Here is a 14,303-nt window from a genome sequence, read left to right as displayed (position 1 = left end):
TTAGATCGTAGCTGTTTTCTTTGTGCCGATTTTTGGTTCTGAACCACTAAGCAAACGCGCAATATTGGCTTTGTGTCGAATAAAAATCAGGATCGTCATAAATAATGCAGCAACTGCGGAGCCGGGTTGCCCGAGCGCAAAAAGCACAAACGGTGTTGCAGCGGCGGCGATTAATGCGGACAAGGACGAGTAGCGCAAGATAAACGCAACACTGAGCCAGATCGCGCCGGCAAATATTCCGGCGATGAAATGAAGCGCAAAAAGCGTCCCCATGAATGTGGCAACCCCCTTGCCACCTTTGAATTTTAGCCAGACCGGGAAGCAATGGCCGAGAAACGCCGCAGCGCCCGCGATTTCTGGTCGCCACCCGAGTGTGACGGCAATGAAGACTGCTATTGCCCCTTTACCACCATCAAGCAACAAGGTGGCCAGGGCCAGATCCTTGCGGCCTGTACGCAGAACATTTGTTGCACCGATATTGCCGGAGCCAACAGCGCGGATGTCCCCCAGCCCAGCCATTTTTGTAATGACGAGCCCGAACGGAATAGCACCAAGGAGATAGCCGATAATTGCCGGTAAGATGATATCCATCACAGCCCCTTGGTGATCAACGCATCCAGACAGGCCATTCGTGTTGCGACCCCGTAAAACACCTGTCGCAAGATTAGCGAACGCTCAGGATCATCAGCGAGTTCGCCGTCGATTTCTACCCCACGGTTCATTGGCCCAGGATGCATGACCCGGGCAGAGTCTTTCGCACATTGCATTGTTTTGTGGGTAAGGCCGAATTCATCGAAGAAGCCTTGGGCGAGGGCGCGTCCGTCGCCCTCCATGCGTTCAAACTGCATTCGCAATCCCATCACAACATCGACGCCGTCAAGTCCGTCTTTGAGGTTAGAGAAACGTTTAATATCTGTGAACTGATCGTCTGCGGGCATTAGGTTTTCTGGTCCAACAAAACGCACTTCTGCGCCAAGACGCCGGAAAAGTCGTGCGTCCGATCCGGCAACGCGCGAATGTTTGATGTCGCCGCAGATGGCGATTGTAAGCCCTTTCAACGATCCGAACTCTGATCGTATGGTTGCCGCATCCAAAAGCGCTTGGGTTGGGTGTTCGAGTTTGCCAGCGCCGCCATTCACGACCGGGCAATCGAGTGTTTGATCGAGCGTCTGGTGAAGGCCCTCTTCTTTTGCGCGAACGATCATTACATGCGCGCCCATGGCGCTAAGGGTCTGCGCGGTATCAACCAATGTTTCGCCTTTATGCACAGATGATGCAGAGACCGGCACATTGATGACATCTGCGCCAAGTTTTTTGCCCGCAAGGTCAAAGGAAAGATTGGTCCGGGTTGAGTCCTCGAAAAAGAGATTGATCTGGGTTTTGCCTGCCAGCCGTCGCGGCGCAGGCGCTGCGCGCTTAAGGTAGCCAGCGTAATATTCAGCCAGATTGAGAACATAATGGATTTCGTCGTCGCTCAGATCTTCGATAGAGATCAAGCGGCGTGCGGAAAATCCGCTAGTGGGCGGGGATGGGCGTTCACTCATTGTCATTAAATCCCGAGCTTTAGTGACTGAATACCGAGTCGGCAATGACCAAATTTCAGGTTTTGACTTGTGTCTTCAATAACCACATCGCGCCCGCAATTATGATGACAACATCAATGGCGAACATCATAGGTAGCGCCAACGGGCCGCCGTTCTGGATATAGCTATAACCGCCAAGGGTTATCCCAAGTGCGCACGCTGCCATTGCCAACATGATTGCGTATTTCCCTGGGTGTTTGTTCTTCTTCGTAATGGCCTTTGCGTGAACGTCGCGGCGTACATAAAAACTCAGCAAGAAATAAATCACGCCAAAAACGGCGAGACCTGTGCCCATGCCGGGTGCGGCATTCACCATGGCGACCAATAGATGAAAGATGCCGGTGACCAGTAACAGGCCAATGATGATATGACGAAGCACTAGTGGTTTCATGGAAAAAAGCCCCTCAGCCGGTCAATTGCACCTTGGAGTATAAAGGTTGCTGCCATTTCGTCGATCTTTTCCGCACGTTTTGCGCGGCTGGTGTCCAGTGCGATCAACTCTCGCTCCATGGCCATGGTGGACATACGCTCATCCCAGAATGCCACGGGTAGAGATTGTGCGTTTGCGAGATTTCTTGCGAAAGCCCGCGTAGATTGGGCGCGGGGACCCTCAGACCCATCCATATTAAGGGGCAATCCCAAAATATATCCGACGACTTTTCGCTCGGTCGCAAGCGCGCCAAGGCGGCCAGCATCAATGGTGAATTTCCGTCTGCGAATCGTTTCAACGGGGGTCGCGACCATACGCGAGGGGTCACAGACGGCAATGCCGATGGTTTTCTCGCCAAGGTCTAGCCCCATAAGGGCACCTTTGGGGCCAAAAACGGCTGCCTGTTGTTCTAATTGATCTGTCATGGCTGAATGTTATCACTCTTCGTCAAACCTCGCGACTTAGGGGTTAGAACGGCAAAAGGCAAAGAACGAATGAGCGGGCAACGCCTGATTGTGCTTGGGGTAGTGATTGCGGCTCTGTTGGGGGGCACCGCATATGTCTATTCGCGCCCCGCACCGACATCGCCGGTGCGTGTAACATTTGCCCAAAATGCCGACGGGTCTTTAGCGATAAGCTATGATTGGGACCAACCGCAAAGCGCGCTCGTGTTCAACAAACTGCCGAATGATTACCGCGCGCGTCAATGGAAACTTGAAAACGACGATTTCACGTTCACACGAAGTAATGAAATTCGCAGAGACGACCGGCGGAAATTCTCCCACGCGGAGATCAATGCTGTACCGGACGTAAATCGCTTGAGCAAAGATTACCAACCTGTCGTACAGTATGGGCATGCAGGCGTGCTGGTCTTTACGGGGCATTTCTGGCCGGTTGACCAAAATGGAAAACGCGCTGAGGCGCGGTTCAATTTTTCACCCCTGTCTGAGAACGCAGTTTTCAGTTTCGGTGAGCCCGCCTCTGAATTTCGTTCGTGGCAATCCCCGATCAATCATCCGGCCTTTGTTTATATGGGGCCAATTAAACCGATCGAAACCGAACAGGTGATTGCGCTAATTGACCCGGAAACGCCCGCATGGATAGCGCAAGAATTTAATGCGGTGGTGCCGCGCAGTTTTGATGTGCTTTCGGATATTTTTGGTTATGGCCCAGATCATAAACCTAATCTGTTCCTGACGGTTCGGCTTGGTGATGACCCCGGACGGCTTAGCTATGCAGGTGATGCACTTCCTGGTCAGTTTCAAATCACCCTTGAAGGTCAGGGATGGGCGCATCCCAGCCACAAGGGACGCAAGGTCTTTGTTCATTCTACGGTCCACGAGGCCGTGCATTTGTGGCAGGCGGCTGCACGTCCGTCGGCTGGCGGTGTGCCGGGGTGGATACATGAAGGGGCGGCGGACGCTATCACGGCAGAGATTCTGGTAACGACCGGCCTTTGGGATGGCGCTGACTTTCATGAAGACGAGGCCCGTGCCCGCAAAGAATGTGCTGAGCGGCTTTATTACGGCCCCATTAGCAGCGCGGAAAAACGCAGCGATTTTCGAGCGCTATATGCTTGTGGGCAAGTCATTGCACAGGCCGTAAGCCTTGCCGACAAGTCCTCCACTGGCGAGTTTTGGCGCGCGTTTATTGGACGCGCTGAGGGTGGCGGAAAGGGTTACAACGACGAGATGTATTTCGCGTTGGTGGCCGAACGTACCGATAGCCCGGCCTTTGCCCGTATGCTTAGACGGTTTGCGCGAACGCCATTTGCGGACCCAGAGCGAGCGATCAATGAGCTTTTTGACGAAGCGTCAGCGGTGGCACGATAAGTATTTACCAAGGTCTGCGCGCCAGAATGCTTGCCAGCGGCGCGGGGCATTGATAGTCAACAACGCTACTGCGAAAAAATAAGAGAGCCTCATGTCAGTTGATAAAGACACTGTGCGCAAGGTTGCGCGTCTAGCGCGAATTGCGGAGCCCGAAGAGCGCCTAGAGCCGCTTGCAAAAGAGATTTCCGGCATTCTCGGCTGGATTGAGCAATTGAATGAAGTCGATATTGAGGGCGTTGAGGCAATGGCTTCGGCTGTCGATATGGCAATGCCATTCCGCGAAGATGTGCTTCAAGACGGGCCGACGGGCGGTGGGCAGCCAGATAACGTCGTCGCGAATGCACCAAAAACCGAAGACCATTTCTTCGTCGTGCCGAAGGTTGTTGAATAATGACGAAAATTGCTGACCTGACGCTCGCACAGCTACGTGATGCGCTGAAAACGAAAACTGTCACTTCGCTAGAGGCGACCGACGCTTATCTTGATCGAATGGAAGCGGCCAAAGCGCTCAATTCTTTTATCACCGTCACTGGTGACAAAGCGCGAGAGATGGCCAAAGCCTCCGACGAGAAGCTTTCCAAAGGCGAGGGCGGCCCGATCGAAGGTGTGCCGCTTGGGATTAAAGACCTGTTTTGTACCGAGGGGACCTTAACGACCGCAGCGTCGCACATCCTTGATGGTTTTACGCCCCGCTATGAATCAACCATCACGAGCCAGCTTTGGCGCGATGGCGGCGTCATGCTTGGCAAGCTCAATATGGATGAGTTTGCCATGGGTTCATCGAATGAAACTAGCTTTTACGGCAATGTCATTAATCCTTGGCGTCGCGAAGGTGATGATACGCCGCTAACGCCCGGCGGGTCTTCTGGGGGATCATCGACTGCGGTCGCCGCGCGGCTTTGTGCGGCGGCAACGGCGACCGATACCGGTGGTTCAATTCGCCAACCGGCATCACTGACGTCTACGGTTGGTGTAAAGCCAACCTATGGTCGTGTATCGCGGTGGGGCGTTGCGGCGTTTGCCTCCTCGCTGGATCAGGCAGGGCCAATTACCCAAGATGTTCGCGACGCGGCGATCATGCTTAAATCAATGTCGGGTTATGACCCCAAAGATTCTACATCCGTAGATCGTCCGGTGCCTGACTACGAGGCATCCCTCGGTCAATCGGTTAAGGGCCTAAAGATCGGTGTCCCAAAAGAATACCGGCTTGACGGAATGCCCGCCGAAATTGAAAAGCTCTGGGCTGATGGAATTGCGTGGATGAAAGACGCTGGTTGTGAAATTGTCGATATTTCATTGCCGCTGACGAAATATGCGTTGCCGGTTTATTACATTGTGGCACCGGCGGAAGCATCGTCGAATCTTGCGCGCTATGATGGCGTAAAGTTTGGTCATCGCGCCGATAAATACGATGACATTTTATCGATGTATGAAAATACCCGTGCGGAGGGTTTCGGCGACGAAGTAAAACGCCGAATTTTAATTGGGACGTATGTTTTGTCCGCAGGTTATTACGACGCATATTATCTTCGTGCGCAAAAGGTCCGGAAAAAGATCTTTGATGAATTTACCGGTGCCTTCAGCAAGGTCGATTTGATCCTGACGCCTTCAGCGCCATCGGCGGCATTTGGTTTAGGTGAAAAATCAAATGATCCTATTCAGATGTATCTCAACGATGTGTTCACTGTAACGGGTAATCTTTCGGGAATTCCCGGCGCGTCCGTGCCAGCCGGTTTTGACGCCAATGGGCTGCCGCTGGGGCTACAATTGCTTGCGCGCCCATTCGACGAAGAAACGATGTTCAAGGGTATGTATGCGCTTGAGCAAGCCGCGAACGTCACGCGCCGTCCGAATGAATGGTGGGCTTAAGCGGATTTTGAATATTTGATCCGGGCACCATTTTCGTTCAAAAATTTTTCTGCTTTAGCAAAAGTCCTCTCCTGCGCGTACCACGGTACGCTCGGGACGAGGTGATGAATAAGGTGGAAATTGTGGAAGTTATACAGCCACGAAAACACCTTGCCGCGTAACCCTTTGGCTGGAACGCGGATTGCCGTTGATTGCATCAAGTCGGATTTGTCTTTGACGTGATGGGGTAGCCAATCCACAAAAAAGCTTACGCCCGCAAAGGCTGTGAGCGCAGGGATTACCCAAAGCAACAGCACTTCACGCCAATAACCGATAGAGGCGAAGAAGATGGCTAGCGCAATCGGGACGGCTGTTTCAAGAACTGCGCGCATAACAAAGTTTTTTTTATCCTGCACCAACGGATAGATTTTGAAAATATGATAGTTTGTATAGAAATAGAATGCGAATGACCGCAGGATTGCAGAGAGTAGGTTTGGTGCGTCTGAAACCCATGCGTCGGTATCGCGAAACGGATCGTTTGTGTGTGCATGATGCAGCCGGTGCACATGACAATGCACGGTGAATGAGTGCAGGGTGAACGAAAACCCAGCGACTCCAAAGACATCATTAATCCATCGTAGCTTGGTGTGCTTTCCGTTCATGCTGCGATGGGCACATTCATGCACCGCCGTATAGCCCTGGGTCATGAAAAACGCATTGATGATCATGCCGAGCCAGAGCGGGATATATCCGGCAACGGCGATTGAGGTCGAAGCTAAGGTCATTGAAATGACGAACAGCGAAAAAAACAAGGTTGGCCACTGAAAGCCCCGTGTTTCATCGCGCGCGATGATTTTGAGATCTCGCAAAGATTGTACAGACTCAGTAGACACGCTTTTCGTCCCGTTGGTTCGGCTTAATACTTTGACCCACTCCCCACTGAGTGCGTAAATGTAGCATATAATTTCTTTGAAACAATTTTGCACTTTAGTTGTGAGAAAATACCATATGTTTGGCCGCTTTCGAGAGATTAACTTCACTGCACCTTTGTCGTCTCCGCTGGAAATGGATGCATTCCACTTGCCGGCCTCTGGTCGCTGGCGTGTGGTGGTTTTTCCCGGATCGCCTTGCAATCGGCTGTTATTCACCCGTCTATTGCGTACTGCACCACAGGGCATCGATATGGTGGTGTTGTCGCGGCCCGGTTTTGGGCGAGGCCATGTGAATGTTTACCCTGACTTTGACGATCAGTTGGCAGCGATAAAACCGTTTTTGCCCGGTGGCGAATTTGGCGACAAGAAAATCATCACGCTGGGTGTCTCCTATGGCGGCGAGCTTGCGCTCAAGGCCGCGCTCGACTTCCCCGATCAGGTCCATGGCGTTGTGACGGTCGCGGCTCTTATCGACGAGCCACATGATTATGCCCTTAAGCTTGAACAAATAGGTGGCGCAAGCGCGATCGAGCCGTTTGTGCCTAATCGTTGGCAACGAGTTAGGACAGAGATCGCCGGGCGACGTGCGCAAATCGGCCCTTTGCTTGGCGCACTGCCATCGTTGAAAAAGCCTGTAGAGGTCCTTCACGGCGATTTTGACGCTTTGGTACCGCGATCTAATGCCCACACGCTGATGGAAGCTCTGGGCCCTGAGGCAAATGCGAGCCTAGAGATCATTCCCGGCGGGACGCATTATCTCGAAGTCCAATATCCGCGCCGTCTGCATCGGGCGATCCAGCGGGTAATTGCACGAGCAGAGCAATAGACTGGTTAGAACGGCTTGCATGAAGCGCAAAGCGCGGGCAAAACCGCCTGATTGCTTGTGACTAGGACAGGAAAAAGAGATGAGCGCTGAACCAAAAAAACTGCTGCAAGGTGCAACTGGCGACTGGGAAGTTGTAATCGGATTGGAAATCCATGCGCAGGTATCATCTCAATCCAAGCTTTTCTCAGGGGCATCGGCGGAATATGGCGCTGGTCCGAACGAGAATGTTTCGCTCGTTGATGCGGCGATGCCGGGCATGTTGCCGGTCATCAATAAATACTGCGTCGAACAGGCTGTTCGGACCGGGCTCGGCTTGAACGCGAAAATCAATCTTTGGTCGCGATTTGATCGTAAGAATTACTTCTACCCCGACCTGCCGCAGGGATATCAGATATCGCAGTACAAAGACCCGATTGTGGGCGAGGGCGAGATCGAGGTCGAGCTTGATAATGGTGAAACTGTCACCATCGGTGTCGAGCGTCTTCACCTAGAGCAAGATGCAGGCAAGTCCATCCACGATCTTGCGCCAAAAGAATCCTACGTTGATCTGAACCGCTCGGGTGTCGCGTTGATGGAGATCGTATCGAAACCAGATATGCGTTCTGCCGAAGAGGGCGCTGCGTATTTTTCAAAAATTCGGACTATTGTTCGGTATCTCGGCACTTGTGATGGAAACATGGATGAAGGCTCCATGCGGGCAGACGTGAATGTGTCCGTGTGTCGTGCTGGCAATTACGATAAATTCCGCGAAACAGGGGATTTTAAATATCTAGGTACCCGGACAGAGACGAAAAACGTCAACTCAATTCGTTATGTTCGCCAGGTCATTGATTACGAAGCGCGCCGCCAGATCGAAGTGATCGAAGGTGGTGGCGAGATCGATCAAGAAACCCGTTTGTTCGATGTCAAATCTGGTACGACACGAACCATGCGGTCAAAAGAAGACGCACATGATTATCGTTATTTTCCTGATCCGGACCTATTGCCACTAGAGATTGATCAAGCGTGGGTGGAAGAAATTCGTGCGAGCTTGCCTGAACTTCCCGACGCGAAGAAACGGCGTTTTGTATCCGACTACGGTCTTTCACCGTATGACGCGGCGGTTCTTGCCGCCGACAAGCCGAGCGCTGCGTATTTTGAAGAAGTTGCTCATGGCCGCGATGGTAAAATGGCATCCAACTGGGTTACAGGTGAGTTATTTGGTGCGCTGAATAAAGAAAATATCGACATTATCGACAGCCCCATCAGTGCTGACCACCTTGGCAAGCTGATTGATTTGATCTCTGACAAAACCATTTCAGGTAAGCTAGCCAAAGACGTTTTTGCATTGATGTTCTCTGGCGAGGAAAAATCCGACCCAGCAGAAATTGTTGAAAAGCGCGGCTTGAAACAGGTTACCGACACGGGCGCAATTGAAGCTGTGATTGATGAAATCATGGCGGCAAATCCGAAACAGGTCGAGCAGGTTAAAGAAAAGCCGAAGACAATGGGCTGGTTCGTCGGGCAAGTGATGCAAAAGACTGGCGGTAAAGCTAACCCGCAAGCAGTCAACGAATTGCTCCGCAAGAAACTCGGCGTTGAATAGTTGTGGTTTGGCTATGTTGGAAACTTAGAGTGGTGTTGTAGGCGCTCGCCGCATCACGCCTGAGGCTTTTGTGGTGACATCTGCACCGAACGGTTTACGGTGGCGCAGGTCATGTCCGCGAAAAGGGCATACTATAATCAACTCAGGGGAGCAGCATGAAAACTTCAAATATTCCATTGGCTTTGGCGCTGTCATTAGCGGTATCAATACCGACGGCTAACGGGCAAGAGCGGTCTGAACATGATCAAATGGCCCGTGATATCTATGAAAATGTGATTTCTTTCCGTACCGCGCGTGGGCAAGAGCAAGTGCCAGCGATGGTTGACTATCTGGTTGCACAGTTAAAGTCAGCGGGTTTCGCAGATGAAGATATTCAAGTTACGGATTATGATGCTAATGGCGAACATACCCAAGGCTTGATGGTCTATTATCGCGCCGACGGTACGCCGAAACAAAAGCCGGTCGTTATCTTGGGACATATGGATGTTGTCGATGCGTTAGCCGCTGATTGGGAGCGTGCGCCATTTTCCCTCACTGAAAAAGATGGATATTTCTTTGGGCGCGGAACAATGGATAACAAATACGGCGTCACGAATATCACTTCGACATTCATCCGCCTAAAGAAAGAAGGATGGAAACCCAGTCGGGATTTTGTCATCGTTTTCAGTGGTGATGAAGAAACCGGCATGATTTCTACCCGGGATCAAGCGAATTTTGTCGCAGAAAACATTGACCCCGCGTTTGTTCTTAATACCGATGCTGGTGGGGGTGTTCTCGCCGAAGATGGATCACCTTTGTATTATTCAGTTCAGGGTGCAGAGAAGACCTTTGCGACTTTTGAGCTGACTATTACGAACCCGGGCGGGCATTCTTCTCGTCCGCGTAGTGATAATGCGATTTATGATCTCGCCAGTGCTCTGAAAAATATTGAAGCTTATAAATTCCCGGTTCGCTATTCTGACTTGACCCTCGCATCATTCAACGCCTCGGGTGCGGTGACACCCGGTGCATTGGGAAAAGCAATGCGGGACTTTTCGAAAAATCCAAAAAATAAAAAGGCGATTGCGACGCTAAGGGCTGACCCCGAAACAGTCGGGACCACGGGTACCACCTGTGTCGCGACGATGTTAAGGGCGGGTCATGCCGAAAACGCATTGCCGCAATCAGCGACGGCAACAGTGAACTGTCGTATTTTCCCAGGAGTTGGTGTTGCGGCTACTCAGGAAACGCTAGAAAAGGTCGTCGATAACGACGCTGTGCAATTCAAATTAATGACCGATGTAACCGAAAGTCCGGAGTCGAAATTGCGCCCGGATGTTTTGAATGCGATCAAGGCGTCATTGAATGCGCGCGGTTTGGATGCTCCGATTATACCTTACATGGAATCGGGTGGCACTGACGGAATGCATTACCGGACAAAAGGATATGACACGGTGGCGATCTCAGGCGCGTGGAGTAAGCCGACCGATATGTTTGCCCATGGTCTGAATGAACGCCTAGCAGTGGATGCGTTCTATGGTGGCCTCGATCACTGGTATGTCATGTTAAAAGAGCTATCAAAGCAATAGCTCTTATTGATGATGGTTCGCTGAGGGCCTAGTTTGTTAAAAATAGTCAGGAGAAAGCCAATGATACACGACAATATTCTCGGAACCGTTGGTAATACGCCTGTGATCCGAATTAACAGGCTAGCGCCCGAAGGCGTCAATATTTTCGTCAAATTTGAAGCGTTTAATCCGCTCGGTTCGGTCAAAGACCGTTTAGCACTGGGTGTCATCGAGGCCGCGGAAAAGTCCGGTGATTTGAAACCGGGCCAAACCGTAGTCGAAGCGACAAGCGGCAATACCGGGATCGGTCTTGCTATGGTCTGCGCGGCGAAGGGATATCCGCTAGTGATCGTTATGGCGGAGAGTTTTTCCGTCGAAAGACGAAAATTGATGCGTTTTCTTGGGGCAAAAGTAGTCTTAACCCCCGCCGCGGCCAAAGGCACGGGCATGGTCGAAAAAGCGAAAGAACTCGCACAGAAAAATGATTGGTTCTTAACGCGCCAATTCGAAAATGACGCAAACCCTGCGATTCACGAAAAAACTACCGGGCCTGAAATCATTGAAGCATTCAAGGGGCAAAATCTGGATTACTGGATTACGGGTTTTGGTACAGGCGGTACCCTGACGGGGGTTTCGCGGGTTTTGAAAAAACATAGTCCGGACACGAAAATTGTTGTCTGCGAACCAGCCGGGGCCGCGATGCTTTCAAGCGGCGAAGTGCAAGAACGGCATGACGATGGCAGTCCGGCCGCATCACATTCAGCGTGGGCACCGCACCCGATCCAAGGCTGGAGCCCTGACTTTATTCCAGCCATCACCGATGAGGCGGTAAAGACCGGCGTGATTCACAAGGTTTTGAAGACCGCTCCAGAAGACGGCATTAAGTGGTCTCAGGCATTGGCGCAACGCGAGGGCATCTTTACGGGGATATCGGCTGGGGCGACATTTGCGGCAGCAATGGAAATTGCGAATTCCGCATCCAAAGGTGCCAATATTCTTTGTATGTTACCTGATACAGGTGAACGCTACCTATCAACGCCACTATTTGCGGATGTTGAGGCGGTTATGAGTGCGGAAGAGATGGAAATTTCACGCTCTACAGCCGGTTATCAGCTTTCTGCGTAAGGTGCTGCGCTAGTGATCGCGTAAATTTGAACAATTAGGTCTCTACGCGTGTTCGAATTCTAGTAGTATGATTTGGATGGGCGGCGCTGGTCGCCTGAGGTCTTCAAGGGCAGGGGCGTCTAGGAGGACGAGCGTGAAACAGAATTTATTTATATTAGCGGGTGCGGCGATCGGATTGTCGGCATGTGTCTCAGCACAGGCGGGCGATCAGGAAATGTCTGAAGAGGCCGCGTTAGAGTTAGCGAAATACGAAGCAACAGGCGAAACGCGCACTTGTCTCAGTACGACCCAAATTCGGTCGATTGATCCAATTGATGATTACACGTTTTTGGTACGCGGGACGGGCCGCGATGTGTATCTGAACAAGGTTTCGGGAAAATGTAGCGGCGCGAGTCGGTCTGGCAATCGTTTGCAGTATCGCATTTCATCGAACCAGCTCTGCCGAAATGAAATTATTACGGTGGTAGACAATACGTTGAATATGACCGTTGGATCGTGCGGTCTCGGCTCGTTTGAGGAATTACAGGAAATTCCCGAAGACGATGCTGCTGAATAACCGAGAAGAAACCAACTGATGAGTTCTCGATACATATCCAATGCGGTCATTACTGGCGTTGTAATATCGCTGGCGGTTGCGTCTAACGCAGCCGCTGCTACCAAGCGGCAGGACGAGCAAGCCAAGGAAATTCTCGCCCAATTCGAAAAAACCGGAGAGAGTGTTTACTGCCTCTCTTTAACCGCCGTTCGTTCAACGAAGGCGATTGATGACCACGCGATGATCATTATGGCGCAGGGCGGAAAGGTCTATCTCAGCGAGCTTCATGGGCGGTGTATTGGTCTCGGGCGAGAGCAACGATACATCCACGATGCGACCACTAATAAAATGTGTCGGGGCGATACGATCCGCGTTGTCAGCAATTTTGGTACGCCGGTTGGGTCCTGTTCTTTTGGAAATTTTGAAAAATTAAAAGAAATTTCTCAGCCTGAGTAATTTTAACTCGGGAATACACAGCCCTTCATCATAGTATGGATAAAACGCGCGATTTGGATATTGCCTAGTATTTATCTTGGATTTTGTTGTTTTTGAATAAACTATTCAGAATACGGATTAAATGACTTTGTTAACAAAACCTTTGCGAAACGTAAAGGATTGGCTAACGCGTCATTAACGAGAATTTAGTTCTCTCCCTATCATCCTCGACTTGGTTAATTCATTTGGACCCGACTTATGTGGGGATCGATAAAGGGGAAAAGAATATGTCAATAGTTGTAGGTGCCGAGGTACTAGAAGCCGCCGCTGAGCCAATCATGAACGATGCAGAGATGTATCAATTGGGCTTAGTCGCATCAACGGGCGGCGAGCAGGGCGCATTTGATCTGGTTACTGCGCATAAGTGGTTCAATTTAGCGGCGATGCAAGGCAATCTTGAGGCACGCGCCTATCGCGCAGAGCTGGCTAATGAGATGACGACAGAAGAAGTCGCCGAAGCTCAACGTCAAGCGCGTGAATATCTGTTGACGCATCGTCCGCGCACTAATGGCTAATTTTTTGTCGTGAACTAAATGTCGTCTTTGTGGGCGACATTTTCGGGTGCGAGATTAGTGCGCCCGAGCTCTTCTGACGCGATGCGCCGAAATGTCTGTTTTTGTCCTTCATCAAGATTGGCAAAACGTGGACGTTTCACTGAGCGTAGGGATGCACGTTCCGCATCTGTCATCTCCATCCAGATTTTCTGTCGTTCCTGGCGATAGAGTTCGCGCTCTTTTGAAGACAGCGATAAATAACGATCGGCTGTCGCCGCTTCGATCCTCCGTGATTGCGTGAGCCGCAATTGGTGTTCGAAAAAATCAGCCGCAACGAGGTCGACGAAAACGGACGCCGCCCCAGGTTCGCCACGGGTGAGGGAAGCGAGTTTTGGCTTTTCGCGGGTACTAGGTATTTGGTCAGCTAGGGCAGAAGCGTCCACGGGCGCAAAATGTGCGCTCTGTTGGTGATCTTGTGCATTTGCGGAGTTTGCAATTACCGCTAAACACAGCGCTGAAATAATCGGTCGTATCGGCAAAGGTCATTCCCCCGAGAGATTTAAGCTACCATACGCATCAGCTCTTTCCAGCGGCTGAAAAGGATCTCTTCAAATTTTCCGATTCTAGTTAATTTGGAAAATAATGATTTTCCTCAGGGATAGCCTTGCCAAGCGCCTCGCTCTGGCTTAGACGACCGAACTTCGCATTTGCGCGTGCGCGCGGAATGGGCTGTTGCCCTGCCTGCGTCGCAGCATTGACCTATAGAGAAGTTACAGAGGTTTTCCCATGGCAGTTCCTAAGCGGAAAGTCACGCCGTCCAAACGCGGCATGCGTCGTGCGCATGATCGCTTGAACGGCGGTACATATATTGAGGACAAAGATTCGGGCGAACTTCGTCGTCCGCACCATATCGACCTCAAATCCGGCAAATACCGTGGCCGTCAGGTTCTTGAGCCAAAAGAAGATTAATTGGTTCTGGCTTTTAGCCATTTTTCTATTCGCTGAACGCCGCCCTTCTGGGCGGCGTTTGCATTTGCGGAACCTCAATCCTATGCTGGTATCGCTTCCGGG

The 14,303-nt window shown here is 51.3% G+C and carries 17 protein-coding genes; 11 read left to right on the top strand and 6 right to left on the bottom strand.

Features of this window, described 5'->3' with window-relative positions; all coding sequences use genetic code 11:
* Genes plsY through ruvX form a run of 4 tightly spaced genes read right to left on the bottom strand, consistent with a single transcriptional unit; the run spans window position 1 to window position 2,438 of the window.
* On the bottom strand, window positions 1-591 hold the full coding sequence (gene plsY, locus ABFZ84_RS12445; RefSeq protein WP_369314340.1) for a glycerol-3-phosphate 1-O-acyltransferase PlsY: 591 nt from the start codon (window positions 589-591) through the stop codon (window positions 1-3).
* Window positions 591-1,544, bottom strand: coding sequence for an aspartate carbamoyltransferase catalytic subunit (locus ABFZ84_RS12440; RefSeq protein ID WP_369314339.1), 954 nt, complete (start codon window positions 1,542-1,544; stop codon window positions 591-593). Before ABFZ84_RS12440 ends, plsY begins: the two co-directional genes overlap by 1 nt.
* 55 nt (window positions 1,545-1,599) lie before the next feature.
* Entirely contained in the window at window positions 1,600-1,974 is a 375-nt protein-coding gene (locus ABFZ84_RS12435; RefSeq protein ID WP_369314338.1) for a hypothetical protein, read from the bottom strand.
* Complete coding sequence (gene ruvX / locus ABFZ84_RS12430) at window positions 1,971-2,438, bottom strand: Holliday junction resolvase RuvX (RefSeq protein ID WP_369314337.1); 468 nt, start codon at window positions 2,436-2,438, stop codon at window positions 1,971-1,973. The genes ABFZ84_RS12435 and ruvX overlap by 4 nt, the downstream gene beginning before the upstream one ends.
* A gap of 69 nt (window positions 2,439-2,507) precedes the next feature.
* On the opposite strand from ruvX, the gene ABFZ84_RS12425 reads away from it, so the two are divergent.
* The 3 genes from ABFZ84_RS12425 to gatA all read left to right on the top strand — a co-directional run bounded on the left by ABFZ84_RS12425 (window position 2,508) and on the right by gatA (window position 5,714).
* Complete coding sequence (locus tag ABFZ84_RS12425) at window positions 2,508-3,845, top strand: hypothetical protein (protein WP_369314336.1); 1,338 nt, start codon at window positions 2,508-2,510, stop codon at window positions 3,843-3,845.
* Between the two features lie 91 nt (window positions 3,846-3,936).
* On the top strand, window positions 3,937-4,236 hold the full coding sequence (gene gatC, locus ABFZ84_RS12420; protein ID WP_369314335.1) for an Asp-tRNA(Asn)/Glu-tRNA(Gln) amidotransferase subunit GatC: 300 nt from the start codon (window positions 3,937-3,939) through the stop codon (window positions 4,234-4,236).
* Entirely contained in the window at window positions 4,236-5,714 is a 1,479-nt protein-coding gene (gatA, locus tag ABFZ84_RS12415; RefSeq protein ID WP_369314334.1) for an Asp-tRNA(Asn)/Glu-tRNA(Gln) amidotransferase subunit GatA, read from the top strand. Before gatC ends, gatA begins: the two co-directional genes overlap by 1 nt.
* Here the strand turns inward: gatA and ABFZ84_RS12410 are convergent.
* A complete protein-coding gene (locus ABFZ84_RS12410) occupies window positions 5,711-6,586 on the bottom strand; it encodes a fatty acid desaturase (RefSeq protein ID WP_369314333.1) in 876 nt (291 codons plus the stop codon). The two genes, gatA and ABFZ84_RS12410, sit on opposite strands and share 4 nt — an antisense overlap.
* A gap of 115 nt (window positions 6,587-6,701) precedes the next feature.
* Here ABFZ84_RS12410 and ABFZ84_RS12405 point away from each other — a divergent pair, with 115 nt between their 5' ends.
* The 7 genes from ABFZ84_RS12405 (at window position 6,702) to ABFZ84_RS12375 (ending at window position 13,253) form a co-directional block, all read left to right on the top strand.
* Entirely contained in the window at window positions 6,702-7,451 is a 750-nt protein-coding gene (locus tag ABFZ84_RS12405; RefSeq protein WP_369314332.1) for an alpha/beta fold hydrolase, read from the top strand.
* 79 nt (window positions 7,452-7,530) lie between these two features.
* Entirely contained in the window at window positions 7,531-9,036 is a 1,506-nt protein-coding gene (gene gatB, locus ABFZ84_RS12400) for an Asp-tRNA(Asn)/Glu-tRNA(Gln) amidotransferase subunit GatB (RefSeq protein ID WP_369314331.1), read from the top strand.
* Between the two features lie 155 nt (window positions 9,037-9,191).
* Window positions 9,192-10,604, top strand: coding sequence for a M20/M25/M40 family metallo-hydrolase (locus ABFZ84_RS12395; RefSeq protein WP_369314330.1), 1,413 nt, complete (start codon window positions 9,192-9,194; stop codon window positions 10,602-10,604).
* 60 nt (window positions 10,605-10,664) lie between these two features.
* Window positions 10,665-11,708, top strand: coding sequence for a cysteine synthase A (cysK, locus tag ABFZ84_RS12390; protein WP_369314329.1), 1,044 nt, complete (start codon window positions 10,665-10,667; stop codon window positions 11,706-11,708).
* Window positions 11,709-11,841: 133 nt separating this feature from the next.
* On the top strand, window positions 11,842-12,264 hold the full coding sequence (locus ABFZ84_RS12385; RefSeq protein WP_369314328.1) for a DUF6491 family protein: 423 nt from the start codon (window positions 11,842-11,844) through the stop codon (window positions 12,262-12,264).
* 18 nt (window positions 12,265-12,282) lie between these two features.
* Entirely contained in the window at window positions 12,283-12,699 is a 417-nt protein-coding gene (locus ABFZ84_RS12380; RefSeq protein ID WP_369314327.1) for a DUF6491 family protein, read from the top strand.
* A gap of 266 nt (window positions 12,700-12,965) precedes the next feature.
* Window positions 12,966-13,253 (top strand): hypothetical protein, encoded by a 288-nt coding sequence (locus ABFZ84_RS12375; protein ID WP_369314326.1) that lies wholly within the window; start codon window positions 12,966-12,968, stop codon window positions 13,251-13,253.
* Window positions 13,254-13,267: 14 nt separating this feature from the next.
* Here ABFZ84_RS12375 and ABFZ84_RS12370 read toward each other — a convergent pair whose 3' ends face one another.
* Window positions 13,268-13,771 carry a hypothetical protein gene (locus ABFZ84_RS12370; RefSeq protein WP_369314325.1) on the bottom strand — a complete coding sequence of 168 codons (504 nt, stop codon included), beginning with the start codon at window positions 13,769-13,771 and terminating at the stop codon, window positions 13,268-13,270.
* A 247-nt stretch (window positions 13,772-14,018) separates the two neighbouring features.
* On the opposite strand from ABFZ84_RS12370, the gene rpmF reads away from it, so the two are divergent.
* Window positions 14,019-14,201 carry a 50S ribosomal protein L32 gene (rpmF, locus tag ABFZ84_RS12365; RefSeq protein WP_369314324.1) on the top strand — a complete coding sequence of 61 codons (183 nt, stop codon included), beginning with the start codon at window positions 14,019-14,021 and terminating at the stop codon, window positions 14,199-14,201.
* Window positions 14,202-14,303 lie beyond the last annotated feature (102 nt).

The sequence above is a fragment of the Hyphococcus lacteus genome (assembly GCF_041058985.1).
In the GTDB taxonomy this organism is placed as follows: Bacteria; Pseudomonadota; Alphaproteobacteria; order Caulobacterales; family Parvularculaceae; genus Hyphococcus; species Hyphococcus lacteus.
The sequence above is the reverse complement of the archived record's forward strand: the minus strand, read 5'-3'. Positions and strand labels throughout refer to the sequence as shown.